This window comes from Desulfogranum marinum, from assembly GCF_963675105.2.
GTDB classification, from domain to species: Bacteria; Desulfobacterota; Desulfobulbia; order Desulfobulbales; family Desulfobulbaceae; genus Desulfogranum; species Desulfogranum marinum.
Genome location: NZ_CAXXRO010000004.1, coordinates 2,411,218 through 2,437,415 on the forward strand (window position 1 = coordinate 2,411,218; position 26,198 = coordinate 2,437,415).

19 protein-coding genes are annotated in these 26,198 nt (G+C 48.3%); 12 read left to right on the forward strand and 7 right to left on the reverse strand.

All coding sequences use genetic code 11. The features are described 5' to 3' along the window. Window positions 1–12: 12 nt before the first annotated feature. The 4 genes from tatA to ACHZCY_RS19355 all read left to right on the forward strand — a co-directional run bounded on the left by tatA (window position 13) and on the right by ACHZCY_RS19355 (window position 5,676). Window positions 13–261, forward strand: a complete 249-nt coding sequence (tatA, locus tag ACHZCY_RS19340; RefSeq protein WP_205221055.1) for a twin-arginine translocase TatA/TatE family subunit — start codon at window positions 13–15, stop codon at window positions 259–261. Between the two features lie 296 nt (window positions 262–557). Then, the gene (locus ACHZCY_RS19345) at window positions 558–1,706 is read left to right on the forward strand and encodes a class II glutamine amidotransferase domain-containing protein (RefSeq protein ID WP_205221056.1); all 1,149 of its coding nucleotides are present in this window, start codon (window positions 558–560) and stop codon (window positions 1,704–1,706) included. Beyond that, a complete protein-coding gene (locus ACHZCY_RS19350) occupies window positions 1,664–3,304 on the forward strand; it encodes a glutamate synthase-related protein (RefSeq protein ID WP_205221057.1) in 1,641 nt (546 codons plus the stop codon). Before ACHZCY_RS19345 ends, ACHZCY_RS19350 begins: the two co-directional genes overlap by 43 nt. 11 nt (window positions 3,305–3,315) lie before the next feature. Next, window positions 3,316–5,676, forward strand: a complete 2,361-nt coding sequence (locus tag ACHZCY_RS19355; protein ID WP_319550044.1) for an FAD-dependent oxidoreductase — start codon at window positions 3,316–3,318, stop codon at window positions 5,674–5,676. Between the two features lie 82 nt (window positions 5,677–5,758). Here ACHZCY_RS19355 and ACHZCY_RS19360 read toward each other — a convergent pair whose 3' ends face one another. Beyond that, complete coding sequence (locus ACHZCY_RS19360; RefSeq protein WP_205221059.1) at window positions 5,759–6,034, reverse strand: hypothetical protein; 276 nt, start codon at window positions 6,032–6,034, stop codon at window positions 5,759–5,761. 143 nt (window positions 6,035–6,177) lie between these two features. Further along, on the reverse strand, window positions 6,178–8,031 hold the full coding sequence (locus ACHZCY_RS19365; RefSeq protein ID WP_319550045.1) for a penicillin-binding protein 1A: 1,854 nt from the start codon (window positions 8,029–8,031) through the stop codon (window positions 6,178–6,180). 156 nt (window positions 8,032–8,187) lie between these two features. Between ACHZCY_RS19365 and mutL the strand changes: the two genes are divergently transcribed. The 7 genes from mutL to ACHZCY_RS19400 all read left to right on the forward strand — a co-directional run bounded on the left by mutL (window position 8,188) and on the right by ACHZCY_RS19400 (window position 16,638). Continuing rightward, on the forward strand, window positions 8,188–10,065 hold the full coding sequence (gene mutL, locus ACHZCY_RS19370) for a DNA mismatch repair endonuclease MutL (RefSeq protein WP_319550046.1): 1,878 nt from the start codon (window positions 8,188–8,190) through the stop codon (window positions 10,063–10,065). Between the two features lie 75 nt (window positions 10,066–10,140). Beyond that, window positions 10,141–11,451: a histidinol dehydrogenase gene (gene hisD, locus ACHZCY_RS19375; protein WP_205221062.1), complete on the forward strand. Its 1,311-nt coding sequence runs from the start codon at window positions 10,141–10,143 to the stop codon at window positions 11,449–11,451. Further along, window positions 11,441–12,085 carry a 16S rRNA (guanine(527)-N(7))-methyltransferase RsmG gene (gene rsmG / locus ACHZCY_RS19380; protein WP_319550047.1) on the forward strand — a complete coding sequence of 215 codons (645 nt, stop codon included), beginning with the start codon at window positions 11,441–11,443 and terminating at the stop codon, window positions 12,083–12,085. The genes hisD and rsmG overlap by 11 nt, the downstream gene beginning before the upstream one ends. A gap of 299 nt (window positions 12,086–12,384) precedes the next feature. Continuing rightward, on the forward strand, window positions 12,385–13,464 hold the full coding sequence (gene leuB, locus ACHZCY_RS19385) for a 3-isopropylmalate dehydrogenase (protein WP_205221064.1): 1,080 nt from the start codon (window positions 12,385–12,387) through the stop codon (window positions 13,462–13,464). 28 nt (window positions 13,465–13,492) lie between these two features. Next, the gene (prs, locus tag ACHZCY_RS19390; protein ID WP_319550048.1) at window positions 13,493–14,419 is read left to right on the forward strand and encodes a ribose-phosphate diphosphokinase; all 927 of its coding nucleotides are present in this window, start codon (window positions 13,493–13,495) and stop codon (window positions 14,417–14,419) included. A gap of 145 nt (window positions 14,420–14,564) precedes the next feature. Next, on the forward strand, window positions 14,565–15,683 hold the full coding sequence (gene asd / locus ACHZCY_RS19395; protein ID WP_319550049.1) for an aspartate-semialdehyde dehydrogenase: 1,119 nt from the start codon (window positions 14,565–14,567) through the stop codon (window positions 15,681–15,683). Window positions 15,684–15,768: 85 nt separating this feature from the next. Further along, window positions 15,769–16,638, forward strand: a complete 870-nt coding sequence (locus tag ACHZCY_RS19400) for a radical SAM protein (RefSeq protein WP_319550050.1) — start codon at window positions 15,769–15,771, stop codon at window positions 16,636–16,638. Between the two features lie 28 nt (window positions 16,639–16,666). On the opposite strand, the gene ACHZCY_RS19405 is transcribed toward ACHZCY_RS19400, so the two are convergent. From ACHZCY_RS19405 to ACHZCY_RS19425, 5 genes are all read right to left on the reverse strand, one after another. After that, window positions 16,667–19,060 (reverse strand): hybrid sensor histidine kinase/response regulator, encoded by a 2,394-nt coding sequence (locus ACHZCY_RS19405; protein ID WP_319550051.1) that lies wholly within the window; start codon window positions 19,058–19,060, stop codon window positions 16,667–16,669. Between the two features lie 597 nt (window positions 19,061–19,657). Beyond that, entirely contained in the window at window positions 19,658–20,341 is a 684-nt protein-coding gene (locus tag ACHZCY_RS19410) for an ABC transporter ATP-binding protein (RefSeq protein ID WP_319550052.1), read from the reverse strand. Next, window positions 20,334–21,560, reverse strand: a complete 1,227-nt coding sequence (locus ACHZCY_RS19415) for a lipoprotein-releasing ABC transporter permease subunit (protein ID WP_319550053.1) — start codon at window positions 21,558–21,560, stop codon at window positions 20,334–20,336. Before ACHZCY_RS19415 ends, ACHZCY_RS19410 begins: the two co-directional genes overlap by 8 nt. A gap of 52 nt (window positions 21,561–21,612) precedes the next feature. After that, on the reverse strand, window positions 21,613–23,100 hold the full coding sequence (gene lysS, locus ACHZCY_RS19420) for a lysine--tRNA ligase (protein WP_319550054.1): 1,488 nt from the start codon (window positions 23,098–23,100) through the stop codon (window positions 21,613–21,615). 135 nt (window positions 23,101–23,235) lie between these two features. Beyond that, on the reverse strand, window positions 23,236–24,531 hold the full coding sequence (locus ACHZCY_RS19425; protein WP_319550055.1) for a class I SAM-dependent RNA methyltransferase: 1,296 nt from the start codon (window positions 24,529–24,531) through the stop codon (window positions 23,236–23,238). A 63-nt stretch (window positions 24,532–24,594) separates the two neighbouring features. Between ACHZCY_RS19425 and ACHZCY_RS19430 the strand changes: the two genes are divergently transcribed. After that, window positions 24,595–25,953 (forward strand): sigma-54-dependent transcriptional regulator, encoded by a 1,359-nt coding sequence (locus ACHZCY_RS19430; RefSeq protein WP_319550056.1) that lies wholly within the window; start codon window positions 24,595–24,597, stop codon window positions 25,951–25,953. The last annotated feature ends 245 nt before the right edge of the window (window positions 25,954–26,198 follow it).

Sequence of the window (26,198 nt, forward strand, 5' to 3'; positions counted from 1 at the left end):
GGGAGGACAGTCATGTTTGGATTAGGTACACCAGAACTTCTGGTGATTTTTGGTATAGCGTTTCTTATTTTTGGTGGGAAAAAACTACCGGAAATCGGTGCTGGTCTTGGTAAGGCGATTGGTTCCTTTAAAAATGGTCTTAATGAGGTTGAGGACATGGGACTGGATATTAAAAAAAACCTGCCTGGGGTGAAAGAAGTTACCGCAATGCAGGACAAAGTGGACAAGGCAAAGAATATATCCAAAGTGCTTACCAAATAATTTTTTAATCTCCTTGTCGGCAGCCCCCTCACGGAAATCTTCATTTTTGTAGCTCAATATGTTCTGTTGAGATAAAATCCTTCAAAATTGTTACCAGAGGTTCTGGTAACAATTTGTTCTTATGGAGGACTCCCTTTCCTCTTGACAAGGTTGCAGTGTTTCTGTAACTTTTCATGCTTGCAACTCAGCTTAACTTCATGAGACATCCCCTGTCTCTGGAATTACATCTGCTTGTATTGTATCGCCAGTTTTCCTGGTCAAATCCGCTTCCAAGAATGACTTTTCAGGAGTAATGCATGTGCCGATTAGCTCTAAAAAGCGCAGATGAACCGTTTTCCCCATACGAAGTCCTGACTGCCATGGAGGCCATGCAGGAAGGATATGATGGCAGTGGCCTAGGGCTACTGCTGCGTGGAATCGAGTTTGAAGATTTTAAACTGCACCCCCGTCATGTTATTTTATCCGGGATAGCCCATACAGAAAGGGCCCTGAATCGCATGGCTGACTATATGACTGATTCAGGATATGATTTTCGATATCAACATGATTTTGAACGTCGTAAAGGTATAATTGATGAACGGTCACGAGGTCGATTTAAATATGTTGTCAGGGTCTACAGAGTACCGGAGAGATGGAAAAGCCTGACCAAAAAAGAGCAGGAAGCCGAGCTGCTTGCCACCCGTCTTGCCCTACGCAAAGACGGGGAAGATCATGGTGGCGATTTAACAGTTTTTTCGCTCTGGAATGATGTTATCACGATTAAAGAAGTAGGATGGCCGCTCCAGGTTGGCAACGGCCTCAGTCTTGATGATAACAGGATCAGGGCTAGGGTGGTTATGGCCCAAGGGAGGCAGAATACCAACTATGGTATTAATCTTTATGCATGCCATCCCTTCTTTATCCAGGGAATTTCGACCATGACCAACGGTGAAAATACTGCTTTTATCCCCGTCAAGGAATACCTGGAAGGTCGTGAGGTTCCCGGTTATTTGGGATACCACAGTGATTCGGAGGTTTTTGCCCATATTCTTCACTACGTAACCAAAGTCCTTGGTCTGCCGCTTGAAGTATATAAACATGTTATTACTCCCCTTAAAACAGAAGAACTTGACAGGCATCCACAGGGCGAATTCCTTAAAGGATTGCGCACTGCCTGTCGCCGCCTTATAATCGATGGCCCGAACGCGGTGATTGGAACCTTGCCCGATGAAACCTGTTTGTTGGTTATGGATCAGAAGAAACTGCGGCCTGCAACTGTCGGTGGTCGGCCCGGAGCCTGGGCCATCGCGTCAGAAATGTGCGGCGTAGATGCCCTTGTACCTGATCGCGATCCATCTTTAGATTTCCAGCCCATGCGGGAGCATACAGTTATCATTCCACCTGAACGAAAGGAACTTACAATATGGTCTCAGTTCGATCCATTTTCACTAGCCCAAGCAGCTTAACTTATCATGACCTTCCCTGGGTCATCAAACACCGCGAAGACCGCTGCACTCTTTGTGGCAGGTGTACTTCTGTCTGTCCGGTTGGTGCTATTTACCTTACTTACAGGCGCCAGCGAGTACCCAAGCTTGATGTACTCAAGAAAAAAAGAGGGAATGAATACCGACATTTCGTAGGTATTCGCCAACAGACAGATATTGCCAAACGATGCATCGGTTGCGGCATGTGCTCCATGGTCTGTCCCAACGAAGCCATTGGCCCGGAGCCCAATCAAAATGAGAATCGATCCCACTTTATCCATAACCAAAAGGGTGAGGCATATAAAAGGGGGGGGCGACGGAATTCGACCGGGGCAACGATTCTAGATCGTATCTCTTTTGATCGTATCTCCATGTTGACTGATCCTGCTCTGGATGCGGGGCGCCACGAATTTAACTACAATACAATTCTTGGCAGGGTGCTTTCCCCTGAAGATTATTTAAAGAAAAAAGCTACCGGAGAATGGATTCCGCCGACCAGGGAAGTTTTTCCTTTTATCATCGGTTCCATGTCTTTTGGTGCTCTTTCTCCTAATATGTGGTTGGGGTTGTTACAAGGTGTTGCTTACTGTAACGAAGTGCTTGGAATTCCGGTGGTAATGGCCACCGGTGAGGGGGGCTGTCCCCCATGGGTTCTGAAGTCGCCGTTTTTGAAATATATTATTCTCCAGATCGCGTCCGGTTATTTCGGGTGGGATGAAATTATTCGTGCGATTCCTGAAATGCAGTGCGATCCGGCTGCTATTGAGATTAAGTACGGTCAGGGAGCCAAACCAGGCGATGGCGGCTTGTTGATGTGGTTTAAAGTCAGTAAGTTGATAGCCCGTCTGCGTGGTGTGCCTGAAGGTGTTGACTTACCCTCACCACCGGTACACCAGACACTCTATTCCATTGAAGAGAGTGTCATGAAAATGATCCAGACCATGTCCATGGCTTTTGGTTTTCGCGTACCGGTGTATCCGAAAATTTCCGGCTCTACTTCAGCCAAGGCCGTGCTGAACAACCTGGTTCGTAATCCATATGCCTCTGGTTTGATGATCGACGGTATTGATGGGGGGACAGGAGCTGCCTATGATGTGAGTATGCAGGCCACCGGACACCCTGTAGCTTCCAATCTGAGGGAATGCTATCTCGACCTTGTTGCGCAGGGGAAACAAAATGAAATTCCTCTTTTTGCAGCTGGTGGAGTGGGTAAAAATGGGAATGTTACCCAGAACGGTATGGCGTTGATCATGCTCGGCGCTTCAGGCGTACACGTAGGCAAGTACATCATGCAGTCTGCTGCCGGATGTCTCGGTAATGAACTTGGGCGCTGTAATGTGTGCAACACAGGTATTTGCCCCAAAGGGATTACCAGTCAGAATGAAAAATTGTATCGTAGGCTCGATCCCGATGACGTGGCGCAGCGGGTGGCCGATACCTTCATGGGTATTCGTACCGAGATGAAAAAAATAATGGCACCACTCGGTCGATCACAGAGTTTGCCCATAGGTATGTCCGATGCCCTTGGAATTGATGATGCCGCCGCTGCTGAACGGCTGAAAATTAATTATATCTGTTGATCGAAAATACTATGAGTCAAGAAAATACAAATGTAATTACCGTTCCAGGTAAGGATAAAGACAATCAGCGCATTTCCTCGAAAGTCTTTGAGGAAGAGGTTCGCGGCGCTGCAGCTGCTTGTGACCGGCTGATCCTTGAATCTTTTGGTCAACATAATATTGGTTTGCGGCTTGGAACAAAGCAGCGGCCCGTGCATCTGACGGTTAAAGGGCCGGTTGGGCAGCGACTTGGTTGTATGGGGCAGCCCGGAGCAACCATTATCTGTGAAGGATCTGCCTCGGATGATGTTGGTTACCTTAATATTGGTGCCGACATCGTCGTCAAAGGGGACGCAACCAATGGCGTCTGCAATGCCATGGCCGCCGGACGAGTCATGATTGGTGGGTCAATCGGTGCCCGTGGTTTGACCATGACCAAGTGGAATCCGGATTATGAAAAACCCGAGATGTGGGTACTTGGTTCTGTCGGTGATACCTTTGCCGAGTTTAACTGCGGTGGTGTTGGCGTCATTTGCGGGGTTGAACCTAGAAATCCGGAGAATGTTCTCGGATATCGTCCCTGTGTCGGCATGGTCGGCGGCAAAATATTCTACCGTGGACAGACCGATGACACGTATTCGAGAACTAATGCCAAGCTTTCCGATCCGACTGATAGTGACTGGGAATGGCTGATTGCAAATTTACCGGGTTACCTGGAATCCATAGAACGACCTGAGCTTTTGGAGATGTTGTCAGTCCGGGAGGAATGGCAGGTTCTTGACGCTATCACCCCGCAGGAAAGGGCACTGATGTTCTCTGGACCAATGCCTATGGAAGAGTTTCGCAGGCGTATCTGGATGCAAGGCTTTGATGGAGGAGACCCGCTGCGGGATCTTGCTCCTGCCCTTGAAAGAAGCGTTATCGGGGTGGTTGAAACAGGGGATATGCGTCGTAAAAAGCCTTACTGGGCAAATCGCGATTCAGCAGCACCCTGTACATTTTATTGTCCCATTCATATTCCTACCATTGACCGGTTGCGGCTGATAAGGGAAGGGCGAAACGAAGAAGCCTATGAAATGCTGCTTCGGTATACTCCTTTTCCTGCCTCTGTATGCGGGACAATCTGTCCGAACCTCTGCATTCAGAACTGTTCCCGGGAAAAAATAGATTACAGCATAGATGTCTCCGTCCTTGGGCGGGCTGTTCAACGGGTTGACCCGCCTGAGCCTGAACCTTCCATCAACGCTAAAGTCGCTGTCATTGGAGGTGGTCCGGCTGGTATGGCCGTAGCTTGGCATCTTGCTCAGCACGGTATACGAGCGGATATTTTCGAGCAGGATAAAGTGCTTGGTGGAAAGCTAGCGCAAACCATTCCCTGGGAGCGGCTTTCTAAAGCAGTCTGGGAGATGGAGGTTGAACGTTTTCTTAAATATGAAAATATCCATGTCAATCTGGGCGTCAGTTTAACCAAAGAAAAGGTTGAAGAACTGAAAGAGCAGTATGATTATGTGGTCATTGGTGTGGGAGCGCATCTGCCTAAAACCCTGTCATTCCCAGGGCATGAAAAGGTGATCCCAGCCCTTGATTATCTTAAGGCGGCAAAAAGCGATACCCCGATGGTGACCGGTAAACAGGTGGTCATAATCGGTGCCGGCAATGTCGGCTGTGATGTGGCGGCAGAGGCGTATCGCCTTGGGGCTGAGCAGGTTACTCTGGTTGATATCCAAAAGCCACTTGCCTTCGGCAAGGAACGGGAAGCAGCCGAGGCTCTTGGCGCAACCTTTCAATGGCCTGTAATGACGCAAGAAGTGACCGATGAGGGATTGATAACCAACGATGGTACGCTGATACCTGCACAAACTGTGATTATCTCCATTGGGGATATTCCCACGTTGCCGTTTTTGCCTGATTCAGTTGAGGTGGTTAATGTCGCCGGCGGTTCCTGGATTAAGAGCGATGAGACTGGTCGTACCAGTGATGAAAAAATATTTGCTGTTGGTGATGTAGAACGTCCAGGGCTTGCTACCAATGCCCTTGGTGCGGGAAAACGTACTGCAGAATTTATTGTCGCTGAAATCAAGGGAGAACCATGGCTTCCTTTTAACAAGCGGTTAATAAAATATGAAGATCTCACCATTGCCCATTATGATCCGGAAAGAGATAAGGCTACTACGGAGGATCAGCAGGCGGCGAGATGTCTGAGTTGCGGCTCTTGTCGGGATTGTCATCTGTGTGAAACTATCTGTCCCACTAATGCGATTTCAAGGCAGGAAAAGAAGATGGGAGCTGATGGGGTTGACTATGAGTATGTCTCTGATGATAACAAATGTATTGCCTGCGGCTTCTGCGCAGATACTTGTCCTTGCGGCATCTGGGTCATGCAACCCTTCTGATTGATATCGCTTTCAACTGGGGCGCACCTCCAAAATTCTTATTCAGCCCTTTTTTGCCGTAATGTGCAAAAAAGGGCTTTTTTTATGTCTTTTTCACGATTCGCATTACGACCTTGTATTTTTTACCGTCAAGATCTTTAGGCAGGGTCATTCCGTTAGGAACCAATAGGGTCAAGACTTGTCCGTTGTGAGGATCCTGCCTGAATTGCTTGCGCCTCTCTTCACCGGCCGGTCGTGTTATTTGTTTGCGCGGAGGTCTGACATTAAGGATTTCAGCTTCCACGCTAATGGAGTTGGTATCGGTTTTTTTAACTGGTGGTCCAATAGGTTGAACTTGTCCGATAATGATATCTACCATGGTCCCTTCTCCAAAAATGTAGAGTTGCGAGTATGTTAAAATTATATCGGTTATCGCTTTAATTTGCCCTAATTATTTTATGGTTGACATATGATCACCTCGGGCTGATTGATTGTCTTATCAATGACGCGGGTAAAGTTCTCCTACTGTTGTGATTGCTGCATAAATGTTTTCCAAACCGGGGCTGCGGCCCGCCCGCCGGTTTCTTTTTTTCCCAGAGACTGACTCCGATCATAGCCTATCCAGACGCCGGCCAAGAGCCTGTCTGAAAAACCAATAAACCATGCATCCGTGTTGTTGTCGGACGTCCCGGTTTTACCGGCCCCGTTTTTTACGGCTGCTGCCTGCCTTCCTGTTCCTCGTTGGACCGCAAGTCTCAGCAGTCGCTTAATTTGCTGAGCTGTTTGCGGAGAGAGTATTTTATTGGGACGCGGTTGCGGCCACGGACGACGTTTGCCGGTATGATCACGAACACTGGTGATAAAGACGGGCCGAATGGCGAGTCCCTGGTTGGCAAAGGCAGCATATCCTGCGGTCATTTCGAGTAAGGATACCGGCGAAGAGCCCAGGGCAAGGGTCAGGTCGCGCTGCAGGTCTGCGCTTATGCCGGCCTGTTGGGCGAGCCGGATAACCGGTTTGAGTCCTGTCTGCCGGAGCAGCTTAATACTCACAATGTTGTTGGAATGGATAAGACCGTCTGCCAGACTGGTTGATCCCTGGTAGCGATTGTTGTAATTTTTGGGCTGCCACACAGACCCGTCGCGGTTACGAATGGAGAAAGGGGCATCGTTAATGAGATCACCGGGCTGTCTGCCTTTTTCAAAAGCAGCCGCATAAATGAAAGGTTTAAAGGAAGAGCCTGGTTGCCGGTTTGCCTCTACAGCTCGATTATACTGGCTTTGCTGATAATTTGCACCGCCAACCAAGGCACGCACTCTTCCGGTACGGGGATCCATGGCAACCAGAGCGCCCTGGGGCAGGTTTTTAGTGTTTTGTCTGTTGCCTACTTGACTAATTCCTTTTTTCACTGCGCGGACAGCATGGGCTTGCAGTTGGCTGTCCAAAGTGGTGGTTACGACTAAACCTTCTTGATAAAGGGCCTTTTGCCCGTACTGTTTTGCCAAAAGCTTGCGAATATGGGCGGTAAAGTATCCGGCAATTAATTTGTTTTTATGCGGTGCTGTGTAGTGTAGTTTTTGCTGGTATGCTTTCCGGGCTGCAGCAGCTGTAATGTGGCCTTCTTCGGCCATACGGTTAAGTACATACCGTTGCCTGGCTTTGGCAGCTTTTGGTTTTTTGTGGGGAGAATAACGACTGGGAGCCTGTGGCAACCCTGCAAGCAGAGCTATTTCAGCGAGGGAAAGCTGACTTGTTTTTTTACCGAAATATCGTTCTGCAGCTGCCTCTACGCCGTAGGCACCTTCGCCAAGGTAAATTTCATTAAGGTAAATGTAGAGGATTTCCTCTTTGGTGAGCCGTTGGGTGAGTCTGTAGGCAAGAATTGACTCAGTAATTTTACGGAGATAACTTTTTTCCCTGGTGAGCATCAGGGACCTGGTCACCTGCTGAGTAATGGTCGATCCCCCCTGGCTACGCCTTCCTGACCGGAGATTATTGATTCCTGCACGCAAGATCGACCACAGGTCAAGTCCCGGATGTTCCCAGAAACGACTGTCCTCAGCGGCGACAAAAGCCTTGGGAAGGAGAGCCGGCATTTTGTTGAGCGGAGTTATCACTCGGTATTGCTTGTATATCGCGTCAACCGGTTTGCCTGTTCGATCAAGGACGATGGTGGCGACCTGGGGGCGGTAATCGTCCACTGAATGGATAGCCGGAATGTCCAGGAGCATGAACCACGCAAGTCCTCCTCCCACCAGCAAAGAGACAATACCGCCGATGGTAAGGAGAAAGAGACAGATGTGCGAATGGGTGTATGGATTACGACTTTTCCGCTTTAAGGGCGAAGATCGTTTTTTTTGTTTGGCTTTGGTAGACAAGAGAAAGGAGAATATGTAATGTTAGAGGTTTGACAACCCATATATAGTGATGCTCACTCTCGCGGCAGGCAGGCTACCGTTCCTGATAGGCAGTTCTCTACCATGAATTCTTAGGTTGAGCATCATTAAAGCCCACTTTTTTGGAACCGATTTATTTTGTCACGTATACGCATTCTTTCTGAACATCTTTCCAACCAGATTGCAGCCGGTGAGGTGGTTGAGCGGCCTGCTTCCGTGGTTAAGGAATTGATAGAAAATAGCATTGATGCCGGAGCCAACCAGGTAGATGTCGAGATAGAAGGCAGTGGCGTGCGGCTTATGCGTGTCGTTGACAATGGATGCGGCATGATCGAAGATGATGTTCTCCTCTGCCTGGAGCGACATGCAACTTCCAAGATACAGGAAGAAAGTCAGCTGGGTGCCATTGCCACCCTTGGCTTTCGCGGAGAAGCTCTCCCCAGTATAGGTTCTGTTTCCCGGATGACCATTATCTCCCGCGATCAGGAAAAAGAGAGCGGGACCTTGGTCGAGCTAAGGTATGGAGCTCTGCATGCGGTCCACGAGCAGGGCTGCAGCAGGGGAACGGTCATGGAAGTGCGTAACCTGTTTGGTAATGTGCCGGCAAGAAAGAAATTTCTTAAATCTGCTCGTACTGAAACGTATCATGTCGAGGAGGTCGTGAAGAACCAGGCCATTGCCATGCCTGAAGTCGGTTTCAGTCTCCGTGTCGATGAACGAACAGTGTTGGATTGCCCTTCCGGAAGCGACTTGGAAACTCGTCTCCGTTATATTTTTCGTTATGATGGTCCTTTGCTTTCTCTTGAGCATAGTGGTGCTGCGGCAACCGACTCCATACAGGTGGGCGGATACCTCCTTCTACCTGAAGCAGCCCCAAACCGTTCAGCTCGTTTACGGATTCTTGTCAACGGCAGGGCCGTCCAGGACAGAATGATTCGCAATGCAGTGACAGAGGGGCTGCATGGTTTTTTAATGAAAGGGTATAAGCCGGCAGGAGCTGTGTTGCTGTCCATTTCACCTGAACTGGTTGACGTTAACGTTCATCCTGCCAAACGGGAAATTCGTTTCCGTGATCATCGGCAAGTGTATCAGCTGCTTAAGACGGTTGTGAAAAGTGCTATCCAGAAGCATCAAGAGCATGCCCGTGCACAGCTGTTTACCCCTGCACAGAAAAGTATCAACGAAAATCAGGAACGGCTCAGCGAAAATCTGATAATGGCCGAGCCCGCAGCAAAGCCTTTTCAACGCCCTTTGGATAGCGCTATTGGCATTGCCCGCGTCCAGAACAAGCATGTCGTGCCCGATGAGCAGCCTCCTGTCATGGAAAAACCCACGGCAACCGAGCGTCCTGAAAAGGTATCAGAGCACGTTTTTTCTGCGCCCTTTTTCCAACATGAGCCAACGGCGGAGAAAAGAGACACTGAGTTTGCCGGACTTCGTCTTGTCGGTCAGTTGTTTTCACTGTATTTACTGTGTGAAAAAGGTGACCGGTTTATTGTGATTGATCAACATGCGGCCCATGAGCGAATCCTTTACGGGCAAATGAAACGGGACTATTTGAAAAAAGATATCCCCCGGCAAGGACTGCTGTTTCCTGTGACCGTGGAACTGGGGCCTGATCACATGGAAACCATGGAACGTTACCATGACGATCTGCAAAGTCTCGGCTTGGAGATTGACTATTTTGGAGAGACAACCTGGGTTATCAAAAGCGTGCCGGCAGTGATAAGTGTGCTTGACCCGATCTCCATGCTTCACGATATCCTGGATATGCTCTATGAAAGCAAGGGAAGCCGGAAGCAGGTGGTGGCGGGCGTTATTGACGACCTGCTGGCGTCTATGGCCTGCAAGGCAGCCATTAAGGCCGGCAATGTACTCAGTCCACAAGAAATGATAAGCTTATTGCAGCAGATGGAGGAAAGTGACGTTTTCTCCCACTGTCCCCATGGGAGACCGGTTGTTAAAACTTTTTTACAACCGGAAGTAGAAAAATGGTTCCATCGCCACGGTGGTTGATACCTTTTGCAGAACTACAGAAAAAGACAGTACCTCTGTGGAAAAAAGAAAAACAAACAAAGGAGTGAAATCTCAATGCTTGAAGTAACAGATGCAGCCAGCAAAAAAGGGCAGCAACGCCTTGCTCAATTGAACAATCGTTTTGTTGAGGCTGATTCTGGATGTCGACAGTCTGTGGCAGAAATCCTAGAACGTGTACGTACTCAAGGGGATGTTGCTGTACTCAATTATACCAACCAGTTTGATGCCCCAGAGCTCGATATTGCAGACTTACAAGTAAGCGAGGTTGAATTTGAGCAGGCCAGGGCTTTGGTCGATACGCAATTTATAGAGACCCTGCATTTTACAATCGATAGAATTCGCACTTTTCATGAGCGGGAGATGGAAGATTCATGGATGTTGACCCGTGAAGATGGAACTATTACCGGTCGGTTGGTGCGTCCGGTGGATTCTGCAGGATTGTATGTTCCCGGCGGGCAGGGTGGCTCGACCCCGTTGGTTTCATCGGTATTGATGAATGGAATTCCGGCGGCAATAGCTGGTGTGGGCCATCGGGTGATGGTGACGCCTCCGGATCGGCAAGGAGCTGTCAATCCGGCCTTGCTGGTCGCTGCCCGTGAGATAGGGATAACGGAAGTGTATAAGGCCGGTTCAGCTTGGGCCATTGGGGCACTGGCCTATGGAACGGAGTCTATCCCTCGGGTAGATGTTATTGTCGGTCCTGGTAATCAATATGTGGCAGAGGCCAAACGCCAGGTTATGGGCAGGGTGCGAATCGATATGATTGCCGGTCCCAGTGAAGTGTTGATTGTGGCTGACGATTCCGCAACTCCTGCATATATAGCTGCCGATATGTTGGCCCAGGCTGAGCACGACGAGCAGGCAACGGCTATTCTGGTTACCACCTCAGAAGATGTTGCCGCCAAAGTCTGCGAACAAATAGAACAGCAGCTGGCCCAGCTTTCACGGGCTGATATAGCCAAAAAAGCGCTGGATGATTATGGCGCTATTTTGGTGGTCGATTCCCTGGAAAAAGCGATTACAATGGCCAACCGGATTGCCAGTGAGCATCTTGAATTACAGATAACCGATCCGTGGGCATGGTTACCGCATATACGTCATGCGGGTGCTATTTTTCTTGGTTCATATACACCGGAAGCCGCCGGTGACTATGTAGCCGGACCAAACCATGTTTTACCGACCATGGGCACTGCGCGTATTTCATCAGCCCTCGGAGTAGAAACTTTTTTAAAGAAGAGTTCTGTTATTTCCTATTCAAAACGTGCTCTGTGTAATGATGCTGATCATATCCAAAGGTTGGCGAACCTGGAAGGGCTCACTGCCCATGGAAATTCAGTGGCTGTAAGGGTGCGCGGTGGAGAGTGAAAAACTTCTGAAAAAGGGCGCTTCTCGTTTAGGAGTGGCGCTTGATCAGCAGCAGGTTGAAGCGTTGCTGCTCTATTTTGGCGAACTCAAGAAGTGGAATCGTCGCATTAACCTGATCGCCCGTGACACCAAGGACGAGCAAATCCTTGAGAATCATTTCCTTGATTCCCTGACCTTGTACCCTCTGCTCGTTAATAAAGAAGGAATACGTCTGCTGGATGTGGGCACTGGTGCAGGGTTTCCGGGACTTGTGCTTGCTGCCGTATTACCGAAGGTATCATTTACCCTGCTGGAGCCACGCCTGAAAAGAGTTTCTTTTCTGCGTCATATTGCACGAATCCTCCAGCTGACAAATGTCGAGATTGTTGCAGACCGGATAGAGGCCTTTGCTCATGAGCATATAGATCATTTCAACCTTGTAACCAGTAGAGCGGTAGCCTCACCAGTGAGTTTTTTGCCGATGGTGTACCCTATTCTAGAACAGGGGGCAACAGCAGTGATTATGGCGGCAAAGGAGGAGCGCTTGTTGGAGGTAGAAAATATGGATCGTTCTTGTCGGTTGATTTCGACTCAACGGTTTGTCCTCCCGTATTCAGGTGCCGACAGAATAGTAGGGTTGGTTCGTCTTCATTAAAAAGAGTATTGCCCTTATACTTTCCAAGCAGCTGTAGACCTGGTCTACTTCTCACTGGTAACTTCTACGTATATTTGGTAGTAAAAATTTAAAAGTAGTAGTCGAATCGTGAGACCACATTGAGATATTCTTTTTTCCACATTTTGGGGCAAAAAGTTTTCTTTCAGCGTGTTATATAATCCTTTTTAACAATATTCTGTTGATTCTTTCCCCCTGCTTTGTCGTCCATGCAGCCATGTACGGTTGGTACAGTCAGTAAAGCAGGCGGATTTATTTTTTACGTTTAACTGAGGAGTCTAATGAAAAGCAAGATTGCAGTGTTAGCCGGTGATGGTATCGGACCCGAGGTAATGGCCGAGGCCTTGAAAGTTTTAGATACAGTCCAACAGAAATTCGATTTTTCGTTGGAATTTGTCCATGCAGATGTTGGCGGTATTGCCATCGATAATCACGGCGAGGCCCTTCCCCCGGCAACCCTTGCCGTCTGTGAGGAGAGTGACGCTGTATTGTTTGGTTCGGTTGGCGGACCCAAGTGGGAAAAATTACCACCCGAAAAACAACCGGAAAGAGCTGCACTTCTGCCTCTACGAAAGCATTTTGACTTGTTTTGCAACCTGCGTCCGGCAAAGGTTTTTCCTTCGCTTGCTGCTGCCTGCCCTCTGCGGAGTGATATTGTGGGTGAAGGGTTTGATATCCTCGTTATGCGGGAATTGACTTCAGGCATTTATTTCGGTCAGCCCAAGGGAAGGGAAGGAAGCGGCCCGGAAGAGAAGGCCTGGGATACAATGGTGTATAAGCGATCTGAAATTGAACGTATTACAAGAATGGCTTTTGAGGCCGCACGGGTGCGTAGCAAGAGAGTTACATCCGTTGACAAGGCGAATGTACTGACTGTCATGGTCCTGTGGCGCGAAGTGGTCAATGAGATTGCCAAAGAGTATCCTGATGTGGAACTCAATCATATCTATGTTGATAATGCAACCATGCAACTGGTCCGCAACCCTCAACAATTTGATGTAATGCTGTGTGGCAATATGTTTGGCGATATTATTTCCGATGAGGCTGCAATGATCACCGGCTCCATGGGGATGCTGGCATCTGCAAGCCTCAATGCCGATAAATTCGGTCTTTATGAACCTGCTGGAGGCTCTGCACCTGACATCGCCGGTCAGGGAAAGGCAAATCCCATAGCTCAGATTTTGTCAGCGGCAATGATGCTTCGCTATACGTTGGGACAGGAGGCGGCCGCCGATGCCATAGAAAATGCCGTGTCTGCTACCCTGGAACAGGGCATCATGACCGAGGATATTGCTACACCTGATTTGACACCAGTGTCTACGGCTGCCATGGGCGATGCCATCGTTGCGGCGATGAAATAAACATCTAAACATTTTCCAGGGGGAGCATATGGCAAAGCGAAGTAATATTCTGCTCATTAATAATATTGCGGCGGAAGCCTTGGCAGAGAAGGTTGCCAACGAGTTGAAAGTGGTGCGAACCGAGATGAAGCGACAATGGTTTGCAGACGGAGAACTCTATCATGCCTTCCCCACAGAGGTGGCGAGCAAGCACGTGGTGATTATAGCATCGACTCCTGATGATAGTGCCCAGCAGGAGTTGGTGGACCTTATTGCCGGCGCCCGCTACTGGAATGCCCTTTCTGTGAACGTGGTGATCCCATATCTTGGATATTCGACCATGGAAAGGGTACGGCCGGAATCGGGCGAAATTCCCAAGGGAATAACCAGGACGCGGCAGATTTTTCGTTCTCGTCCCAACTATGTTGCTTTTGTGGATTTACATTCAGAAGCAGTTCTGCATGCCCACGCCGGCGAGATTAGGACCCGTCACCTGTGGACCGAGCGATACGGAGCTGAAAAAATACGCAGACTTGGTTTGAAAGATTTTGTGCTTGTTTCCCCTGATTATGGTTTTAGCAAACGAGTGTCGCGTCTGGCAGGGATATTGGACTGCCCCCACACTGCAGCCAATAAGGATAGATACGATGTGGATAAGACTATTGTGGGCCAGTTGTCGGGGGTTATCAAAGGCAAGACGGCTGTTATTTGTGATGACATGATCCGTACAGGTGGCTCCATGCTCCAGACCGTTGATCGTTGTTATGAGGCTGGAGCGGTTGATGTCGCAGTGATGGCAACGCATTTAGTGCTTGCCGGCAAGGCTAGACAGCGTTTTGCAGAACGCGGTATTCATTGTATCATCGGAGCAGATACATATCCCGGTTCCTGCAGTGATGATTTGCTGCAGGTGTTTTCGGTGGCACCTTTGATTGCTAATGAATTACGAAAACATTTGCGCCTCAAAAAACGATGATGTCAGGAAAACTGCAGTTGTCGGCGTCGTGAGATAAAGAATACCTTGCTTGGTATGCCTGTGTCGTAATTTAACTATCTTAAAGCAAGTGATGGGCTTATCAAAAGTTCATCAAGAAATAGATTCCTAGAGAAAGAGAAGAGCCATGAAAAAAGTAGGTATTGTCGGTTGGCGGGGTATGGTTGGCTCCGTTTTGATGCAAAGAATGCGGGAAGAAAAGGATTTTCAGGGGTATGAAGCTCGTTTTTTTTCAACTTCCCAGGCTGGGCAGGCTGGTCCGGAAATAGATGGAACCACCTATCAATTAATTGACGGACACGATGTTGAACAGCTTGCAGAGCTTGATATAATTGTTTCCTGTCAAGGGGGGGGGTATACAGGGACTGTGTATCCTCAGTTGGTCAGTAAGGGCTGGCAAGGGTACTGGATTGATGCGGCTTCCAAACTGCGTATGGACAGTGATTCCATTATTGTGCTTGATCCTGTTAACCGTTCGGTTATCGATAAGGGCCTTGCAAGTGGCATCAAGAAGTTTGTCGGTGGTAACTGCACCGTTTCTTTAATGTTAATGGCTTTAGGCGGTCTTTTTGAAAAAGGCTGGGTTGAGTGGGTATCATCTCAGACTTACCAGGCAGCTTCCGGTGCCGGTGCCAAAAATATGAAAGAATTGGTCGAGCAGATGCGCATTATCGGCGAGAATGCAGGAACACTTCTTGATGATCCATCCTCAGCCATCCTTGATGTGGACAGAAACGTTACTGAAAGTATCAGGAGTTCCATGTTTCCTACTGCCAATTTTGGTGCGCCACTCGCTGCTAGTCTTATTCCCTGGATTGATTCACCCATGGAGAACGGACAGACTCGTGAGGAATGGAAGGGCGTGAGTGAAACCAATAAAATCCTGGGCCTGGAGGATTCGCCGATTCCCGTTGACGGATGTTGTGTCCGGATCAGTTCGATGCGCTGCCATAGCCAGGCTTTTACGATTAAATTAAAGCAGGATATTCCGCTTGCAGAGGTTGAACAGGCCATAAATGAGCATAATCAGTGGGGCTATCTGGTGGAAAACACCAAGGAAGAAACACTTCGGGAGCTGACCCCGGCCAGGGTAACCGGTACGCTGGACATTCCGGTGGGGAGGGTTCGAAAAATGAATCTAGGTCCTGAATTCATAAGTGCTTTTAGTGTGGGGGATCAACTCCTGTGGGGTGCGGCAGAGCCACTGCGTCGCATGTTGAAAATTGTGTTAGAGTATATTGATTAAACTACACTGATGAATGCTCGCCATCCGGCAGGGGGCATCTCTCTGCCGGACACCTTTGTTAAACTGAGATCTAGGGCCACATATAATGCACTATCAGGGTGATGTCTTCCGGCCGCCAAGTGAAGCGAAATCTATCCTTCTTCAGGTGACCACTGGTTGCTCTCACAACAAATGTAGTTTTTGCGGAATGTACAAGAATAGTCGTTTTTCGATCAAAGACGATGACATTATCATGGAAGACATCGAGTATGCTTCCCGGCATTTTCAAAGACAAAAAAGACTGTTTATTTGTGACGGTGATGCACTGATTCTGCCACAAAAGAGGCTGCTGCATATCCTCAATGCAATTCGCGAGCAACTTCCTTGGGTGGAGAGGGTTGGAATATATGCCAACACGAAAAGTATAAGGCTTAAAAGTGATGAGGATCTACAGAAACTACGTGATGCTGGTTTAAAAATTGCCTATATGGGCCTTGAGTCCGGCGATGATGTGACGCTTGAGCATATCTGTAAAGGCAGCAATGCACAGCGTATGGTTGAGATGGGGCAAAGACTGCGTAGTGCCGGGATGTTACTTTCGGTAACGGTATTGCTTGGGATTGCCGGTAAAAAGCGGTCCCATGTCCATGCAGTGGAGACAGGCCGGGTGCTGAGCGCAATTGATCCTGAATATGTAGGTGCACTCAGTCTCATGCTCAGTCAGGGAACAGACCTGTATTCGTCCTATGAAAAAGGGTTGTTTGAACTGCTCGAACCCATGGAGATGCTTGAGGAATTAGCTGTGATGATCACTCACACTGATTTATCTGGCGGCTATTTTCACGCAAATCATGCATCCAATTATTTACCGATCAAAGCCAGGCTGCCTGAAGAGAAGGAGAAAACGCTGCAGCTTATCCACAGTGCCCTCCAGGGGAAGGTTGGTCTCAAGGCCGAGCAGTATCGTTCTTTTTGAATTTCTTTTTTTGATACCATCGATACGGTTACCAGGAGAGCAACAACTCAAGGTTGCTTTGCATATCTGCAAGCTGAAATGGTTTAGCTAGAAAACCGTCTGGCGCTGTAGCGGTATTGTTTGCTGAAAAAGGAAATTCTGTTGCAAGGTATCCGCTACTGAGCAGGATGGGCAGTGTTGGATTCATCTGCCTGATTGATTCCATGGCTTGGATACCATTTATTTCCGGCATGGAAATGTCCATTACAATTGCGCGGTAATCGTGCTCCTGTCCTCTGATTTTGGAAATAGCTTCCTTACCGTTGACAGCGGTATGTACTGTAAAACCAAGCATTGTCAGGAATTTTTTACCGACCTCCAGCACTGGCGGTTCGTCATCCACAAGCAGGATATGTCCCGATAGACTTGTGCCAACGTTGGGTGCAACTTCGGCAACGGGCATGGGATGTCCTGATCGGAGAGGGGTGAAAGGGAAAAGAATCTGCACAGTCGTACTTTTACCTGGGACACTGTCGACGATGATGGCTCCATCGTGTGCCAGCATAATCCCGGAGGCGAGAGCCAGGCCAAGCCCCCTGCCGACAAACCGAGTGGTGTAAAACGGTTCAAAAACTTTCGATAGATTATCACCTGCTATTCCGTGACCTGAATCTTTTATCCGGCAAAATATATAGTTGCCGTCGCTGATGTTCTTTTTCTGAAAAAAAAGAGGGAATGAAGCTTTACTGAAATACTCGTTGCCAAAGGTAATCTCAACGGAGCCGGAATCGTTGCTCAAGGATTCGGCAGCATTGGCAAGGATGTTTTCTATGGCTTCACTTATTTGCTGTCTATCAACCGAGCAGTAAAGTGGTTGCGAAGGCGGTATGAATATGAGGTTGACCTGTGGATGAAAAAGATTTTGGGAGCTGGTAACAGTTGACCTGACCAGCTCTGCAAGAGCGACCTGCCGGCACTGCAGGGGATTTTGGCCAACGTAGCTTAACATGATGGAACCGACCTGAGAAGCTCCCTTTGCTTCCCGAAATGCGTTTGCGGCCATTGCGTATTCTTTTGAGTTTTTCGAAAGAGCAAGGGTTAGAAGCTCCAGGTTGCCTTGTACGCCGGTCATGGCATTGTTAAAGCGGTGGGCAATGGCTGTGGCCATTGTTTTGAGACTTTCCAGCTTTTTGAGCTGTTCTTGGTGTTGGAGGCTCTCCAGTTTTTGTTGTTCTCGCTTTTTTTGCTCAGAAAGGTCACGGATAATTTCCATTTTAGAAATAGTGCCATCGCTGTTGTGTATAGGGGTGGCAACCATTTCAAAGGCCCGTCCATCTGGGACCGTAGGGTGATAACGAATTTTTTTCCCTCGCTCGATGACCTCCACCATTTTACAATGGCTGCATGGTTCTTTTTTCCCCATAAGAGCGCTGTAACAGGTTTTGCCGGGGTGGCCACCGAACCAGCTTGTAAAAGTTGTGTTCATGACCTGCAGGCGATAGTCCGCATCAATTACGCATAATCCAAGTCCTATATCATCAATGGCTGTGATGTAGCGCTGCAGTTGCTCCTTGTTTTGCAGCAATGCCGCTTCTGCCAGTTTGCGATCAGCAATTTCCTTGCGCATGGTTTGATTCGCTTGTGCCAGATCTGCGGTGCGCTCAGCGATTATATTGTCTCGGTTAACTATCTGGTCCTGATGATCGCTTTCAATAGCCTCTGCCCGTTCAACAAGTGTTTTGATTCCAGGCATGTTACGAAGGGCGGCTTTGGCAAGACGGGTAAGGACCCCTGGTTCCTGATAGGTGATCTTGAAATCCCAGATGGCTCTTCTGGGGTCACCAGGGCCTTCCGGTCCCTTTTCAATACAGCGAGAGGATACTTTGATATTGGTGGCCCCTGCCAGTCGAGCATAGGAGACAAAGCAACCAGCATTCCACTGCATGGTAAATGGACAGGTATTTATTCCAGGATTATGGGTAATGCGGATTTCTATACATTTTTTTTCCATTTTTACAACAGAGTACTTTTTGGTCCTGTTATATTTGTATGCTTCAGAGGAAACCTTTTTAGCCACTCTATGGATACCAAGCAAGGGGATGCCCAGAGCAGTGGTAAGCATAGGTTGAGTTTTGTACATGGTGCTGCCTATTTTAAAGGCCAAGCGAGGATCTGGTATCTCTTGCTGGATGATATCATGCAGCGTTTTGATAAACCTGTGGGAGAACCAGTGTCTGGGGTTTCTCAAGTGGGCGAGGCCAACTTCTTCAACCTCACCGGTCTGTAAATTTTCGACATACACAGGCTTCTGCCGGCAGGCCTCAGTGATGAGCTTGCGCAGATCAAGAGATGGGTGGTGCTCCTCTAAATATTGGACAAGCCAATAGGTGTTGAGCGCAGATACCTCTTTGGCCATGGGGTGTATGGTATTTATCTGTGTCATCTTGTTTGCAACAGAAAAAAATCAACCAACTTATTTCAAAATCGCTTTGGAAAAATTGTTGTCAGCTCAACGACAAGCAGGGAAATGCTTTTATGCAAAATATTCGTCCCTCTGCAGGAGCGCTCCACGGTGCATGCACTCTCCCGTGAGGAGGTTTGTTCGCTTTGCCTCTGCGCACGATCAGGCAGAACAACCCGGCACTCCTCTCGTTATCCAGGGTGGTTGTACGCATCTGGAAGACTATTGAACAGCAACAATAATCAAAACAAGTTCGACTTCGCTTGGAAAAGTCAACAAATCTATCTCAGGTAAAGAGGGAAAGCAAATAGCATGTGAAAATAGTCGCAAATAACCGCTATGTATCTGGCGAAGCACGATCAGGCCCGGTATCAGTGGAGAGGAATGGAGAAAAAGGGCGCTCGGAGCAGAAGAGCGCGACCACTGACCAGCAAATTTTAACTGATTTTTCGGGTATAGGTGTAGCTGTTTTTTCCTTTCTTCCTGGTCATAAAAATAACAACATGTCAAGGAGCAGAAGACCGGATTATTGGCACATCAAAAAGACGGTGGCAAATGATGCGGTTGCTGGAGAAGGCCTTAAGCCAGGTTGCCGTCTTGCAGAGTCAGGCATCTGTCCATCATTTGAGCTAACTGCATATTGTGGGTAACCATGATCACACTGAGTCCCATGGAATTGGTGAGGTCACGCAGCAGGTGAAAGACTTTTTCGCCGCTGACAGAATCGAGATTACCGGTTGGCTCGTCCGCAAAAAGCAGTGCTGGTTTCATAATCAGGGCCCTGGCAAGGGCAACTCGTTGCTGTTCGCCGCCTGACAACTCTCCGGTTCGATGGTTGCTCCGCTGTTGGAGGTCTACTCCGCCAAGCAGTTCCATTGCGTTTGTTTCCAGCTGGTCGCGTTTTAATCCCTGAATAAGGCCAGGCATGATTACATTTTCGATTGCTGTGAATTCAGGCAGTAGATGATGGAACTGGAAGATAAAACCGATATTGGCATTACGGTGTGCGGCAATTTCGTTGTCGGACAGAGTGGTTAGATCTGTGTCGTTGAAGAGGAGTTGGCCGCTGTCGGCTTGGTCCAAAGTGCCGAGAATTTGCAAGAGGGTTGTTTTGCCGGAACCGGATGCTCCGACAATCGCAGTCATCTCACATCGATGAACATCAAGGTCGATATCGTTGAGCACATGGATCGGCTGCTGTCCCTGATGAAAGGCTTTGCAGATACCCCTGGCTTGGAGCAGTACGTTTTGTGATTTACTCATAGGTTAAGGCCTCTGCAGGTCGGATTTTTGAAGCCTTCCAGGAAGGATAGAGGGTGGCCAGCAGAGTAATGAGTATGGCTGAAACCGCTATGAGTATTACATCAAACGGAACCACGGTGATCGGCATGGTTGACATGGGGTAGACATTGCTTGGAAGTTCTATGATTTTATAGCGTTTGAGGATGCCACACACTGTTAGTCCGCTTATAACTCCCAGGGTTGTCCCGCAAAGGCCGATAACAGCCCCTTGGTAAAAAAAGATACGCATAATAGAGCCGGTGGTAGCGCCCATGGATTTGAGGATGGCGATATCCCTGGTTTTTTCCATGACCACCATAATCAGCGCACTGATGATGTTTAGGGCTGCGACCAGGATAATGAGGTCCAGCGCAATAAAAATTCCAACCTTTTCAAGCTTTAGGGCCGCAAAAAGATTTTGGTTGATCTGCATCCAGTCGCGTACGGAGTAGCCCGGCCCTAGCGTTTTTTCAACGGCATCTGCTGTTTTGTCAGCCGCATCAACATCCTCTACCTTGACCTCGATGCCGTGAACCCCCTTGTCCAAACCGGTTAGAGTACGGGCTGTCGCCAGGTTTGTATAGCCGATGGTGGAATCATATTCGTACATTCCGGTTTCAAATATGCCGACCAGTAAACAGGTTTTGATTTTAGGGAGGATACCCATGGGCGAAAGAGGTCCATTGGGTGAGATGAGGCGCACCTTGTCACCAACCGTTACCCGAAGGCTTTTGGCAAGTTCTATCCCCAAAATGATCGATGGAAAGCCAATCGTGTTTTGCAGATCTGTTAGCCGGCCCATCTGCATCACCTTGTCAATGGTGATGACCTTGGCAGCGCTTGTTGGGTCAATCCCTCTGAGTACGATTCCTGTGGAATTATTACTGGAGGTGATGAGTGCTTGACCGTAGACGTAAGGAGTAGCTGCCACTACCCCTTTAGTCGTCTCCAATCGTTCAAGAACATGGTCAACATTGTTGATCGAACCACCATAGGATTGGACGAGAACATGGGCGTTGATACCTATGATCTGGTCCCGCAACCCCTGAGTAAAGCCGGTATAGACACTCAGCACCACAATCAGTGCCAGAACCCCAACCGCAACCCCTAAAACAGAGATGACCGTGATCAGGGAAATAAATTTCTGCTGCCTTTTGGCTTTCAGGTAGCGTAGGCAGATAAACCATTCAAAAGACGGCATAAATTTTATTCTGTTAGAGTAGAGCTTTATAAAGAGGCGGTGAGAGTTTTTTTTACTCCTTTACTTCCGGTTTCAAGTGAGGAAAGAGGATGACGTCTCTAATAGAGGGCGAATCAGTCAGCAGCATCACCAGTCTGTCGATCCCTATCCCTTCACCAGCCGCAGAAGGCATCCCGTACTCAAGAGCCCTGACATAATCCTGGTCCAGTACCGGATGGATTTCTTCATCATCACCCCGTTGATCAATTTGTTGTTGAAAGCGTTGCAGCTGATCAACAGGATCGTTTAACTCACTGAACGCATTGGCGATCTCTCTACCGGTGATAAACAGTTCGAAACGGTCGGTCACACTCGGATCCTCTTCGTTGCGGCGAGCCAACGGTGAAACTTCGGTCGGATAGGAGGTAATAAAGGTGGGATCTATGAGTTTTTCCTCGACCAGTAACTCAAACAACTCAGTTTTCGCCTTGCCAACCCCAGCTCCGGGTTGCAGCTGGATACCTTTTTCCTCAACAAGGTTAAATATCGCTGCCTCGTCTTCAAGTAGGGAGGCGTCTACACCCCCAACCTGCACCAGCGCTTCATCCATTGTCAAACGTCGCCATGGAGGTGCCAGATTGACCGGAATATCCTGGTAGGTAAGCTCCATGGAACCGGTCACTTCTGCTGCCAGCCAGGAAACCATTTCTTCGGTGAGATCCATCAGGTCATGATACGTTGCATAGGCCTGGTAAAATTCGAGCATGGTGAATTCGGGGTTGTGGCGAGTGGATAACCCCTCGTTACGGAAGTTTCTGTTTATTTCAAAAACTTTTTCAAATCCCCCTACCAGAAGCCGTTTAAGATACAATTCCGGTGCAATCCGGAGAAACAGATCCATTCCCAACGCATTGTGATGAGTTTTAAAAGGCTTTGCCGTTGCACCCCCGGGAACGGGCTGCATCATTGGCGTTTCTACTTCCATGTAGCCGCGGTTGTTAAGGAATTCTCGAATCAGGCGGATGATTTCCACCCTTTTTTGAAAGGTTTCCTTGGTTTCTGGGTTGACGATCAGATCAAGATATCGCTGGCGGTACCTGGTTTCTACATCGGTAAGGCCGTGAAATTTTTCAGGCAGCGGACGCAGCGATTTAGAGATCATAACCAAGGTTCTTGTATCAATGGAGGTCTCACCGACTTTGGTTTTGAAGAGTTTACCTTCCACCCCTACGATATCACCGACATCCCATTTTTTGAAAAGAGCAAAGTTTTCAGTGCCAATAGTATCTCTGCGTACATAGATCTGAATTCTTCCTGAGGTATCCTGGACATGGAAAAAAGCAGCTTTGCCGAATTTACGCATGGACATGATTCGTCCGGCAATACGATAGGTGGTCCCGCTTTCGTCGTGGGATTCAGCGCTGAGCGGCTCGCCTTGGGGAAGAATTTCAGCTATTGCCTGTGGGGCAGTGAAAGTGTTGCTGAATAACTTGACGCCTTCCTGGGCAAGTGCTTCGGCTTTTTCTCGACGTTGTTTAAGGAGATTGCTTGTTGTTTCCATCAGTTAAAATATAAAAGTAAGTATTTGGGGGAGATATAAGAGCGGTATAAGGTGTTCGACTGCGAATCCATCGCCTTGTGATAGAGGGGCAGGCCCTACAAAAACACGTATAAATAGTGCGTCGTGGTTTGGATGTCAATTTTTTTCCAGAACAATCACCGATTCAATATGATGTGTTTGCGGAAACATATCAACAGGAGTGACTTCTGCGACACTATAACCTGATGAACACATATGGGCTAGATCTCGAGCCATGGTCGCGGGGTCACAGGATATATAGACTATTTTTTTGGGTGCCATGGCTGTCAGATCCGTTACGGCTTCTCTGTCAAGTCCTTGCCTGGGGGGGTCGAGGAGCACCACATCAAAACCGAGTTTTTTTTGCTTAAATTGGGACAATGATCGAGTAACGTTTTCACACTGGTAGGTAATAGCTGCTGTAGAGGCGGGATGAACGCTATTTTTTTTCGCCCATGCAATAGATCGTTGATTATGCTCTACGCCGGTGATTTGCCATCCTTGAAGCAGCAATGGAACAGAGAAATTACCTATGCCGCAGAAGAGATCCAGCAGCGTAGTTGGCTTTTTTGTGTTGAGCTTGTCCCATACCCATGCTACCAGTTGTACGTTCTGCTCTACATTGGTTTGGAAAAAACAGTAACTGTCCCAGGACAACGTGTAATCAAAATCAGCCAGGCTGAACTGCTGCTGCAACTGTGGGCTGTTTAAAGGCGGGTGGGCGGCATGAAAGTGCTGTTTGTTTTTACTGACAGTGTAGTCAGCCGCATCGCTGAGGTCCAATGGTGGAGCATTGCTGGAATGGTGGCGTCGTGGATGGAGTACAATGGTAATTTTACCAGTGGCTGGAGACTCTATAAATTCTACACTCTTCCAGGAGGCAGCCAGTTTTTGATCAAGGTAGTTGGTCTTGAATATATGTAAACTGCGATTGATCGCATCTGTGGCCAGCAGACATCTGGATATGGGGATGATCTGATTGCTGCCAACCCGGTGGAATCCCAGACGCTGTTTGTTGTCCAGGTGGAGCCGGATACGATATCGGTAGGCAAAAGGCTGTGGTGAGGGCAGGGTATCATTGATAGCCGCTGTTGTTAGCGGTATTTTGTTTCTTGCCAGGGTTTCTGCAAGCAGAGTGCGTTTTAAGGCGAGTTGTTCTGGGTATTCAATATGCTGGAGATTACAACCGCCGCATTGGGTATAATAAGGACATGGGGGGGAGATGCGACGTGGGGAGGCTTGGGTAATCTCAAGCAGCTCTGCCTGGATAAATTTTTTGGAGCGTTTTTTTTCTTTTATCTCTACCTTTTCGCCAGGTAGTACAAAAGGTACCATCACGACTAAGCCGCCCTCCAGACGGCCCAACCCGCTCCCACCGTGAATGATTTTTTCTATATGTAGTGTCTGTTTCATGTGCGCCTCCTGTTGATGAGAAGCAACATATACCTAATATGCAGAAAAAAAGAAAATATTACTATGCAAGACCGTAACAAGAGCAAGTGCAAAATTTTAGTCGTTGATGATGAACAAGTGCACCGTTTTATGCTCACGTCCCTTTTTGCTGAGTGGGGCTGGCAGAGCATGGAAGCTGATGACGGTGTAACCGCTGTGGCAGCAGTCGAAGAAGGGCCATATGATGCTATTTTGATGGATGTACGGATGACCACCATGAATGGGATGGAGGCGCTTAAGCGGATTCATGCTATTAACCCGGCGATTCCGGTGGTGATCATGACGGCTTTTTCTTCCATTGATTCAGCGGTAGCTGCCATGAAAGAAGGCGCCCATGACTATCTGACTAAACCGCTCGATTTTGATAAACTCAAACAAACCCTCGAGGTTGCCATGGGGCATAGGCAAAAAGGGGAGGAGGGGAGCGTTGTTGGTCAGCCTTTTGGTGAGAATGAACGTTTTATTGGTAATTCTGAGGCAATGCAGCATTTGTGGCAGCTTATCCTCCAGGTAGCACCAACAGAGGCAACTGTACTTATCTGTGGGGAGTCAGGGACTGGTAAAGAATTGGTTGCTTCGGCGATTCATCATTACAGCAAGCGGGCAAAGGGGCCTTTAGTCAAGGTCAACTGTGCAGCGCTTGCCGAAAATCTGTTGGAGTCAGAACTTTTTGGCCATGAGCGTGGGGCCTTCACGGGTGCTGATAAAAGAAGAGAAGGGCGGTTTGTCCAGGCCCAGGGGGGCACCCTCTTTTTAGATGAAATCGGAGAAACTTCGCCGGCAATGCAGGTCAAGCTGCTGCGTGTTCTTCAGGAGCACGAATTGGAAAGGGTTGGTGGTCAGGAAACCCTGGATGTGGATGCCCGTATCATTACGGCCACGAACCGTAATTTGGAAGACGAGGTTGCAGCTGGTCGATTCCGTGAAGACCTGTATTACAGATTGAATGTTGTAGTGTTGGAGGTCCCTCCTTTGCGACTTCGCGATGGAGATATTCCGGTGTTAGTCGATTTTTTTATTCGACGATTCGCAGAAAAAAATTCTCGTCAGGTGAGGGGGATTACGCCGGAGTATATGGACATACTTATCCGGTATCCGTGGCCTGGTAACGTCAGGGAGCTTGAAAATTCCATAGAAAGGGGAGTTATTCTCATGCGAGGCGAATACCTTGATGTCGGTGAACTGCCATTGCCGATTCAGCGCTGGGCCGGCTTGCACCCCGCCGGCAAAGAAAAAAAGCCTGCAACTCTAAAAGACGCAGAAAAAGCATTAATTCTGAAGACGCTCAAGGAAACAGGAGGCAACAGGAGTGAGGCCGCTCGTCGTCTCCAGATAACCAGAAAGACACTTTTGAATAAGCTGAAAACCTACGACATACAGTAACTGCTGAATTTTTTGTTGCTTGGCCAGCCACATCAGCCATAATGCCTGCCAAGCTGCGGTTTAGAAGTGTAATCAGGAGATAATGCTTACATCACCTGCCGGTCTTCAGGGCTGGTTTTGGGAAAAGTGTTCATTTTGGTTAAAGCTACATGAAAGGCGGGACCTATTGCCCCATATTTGTGAGTAAATTGAAAGTCAGCAAGATAGAGCTATAAGCGGGAGGAAATATGGAGAGGGGAAAAACA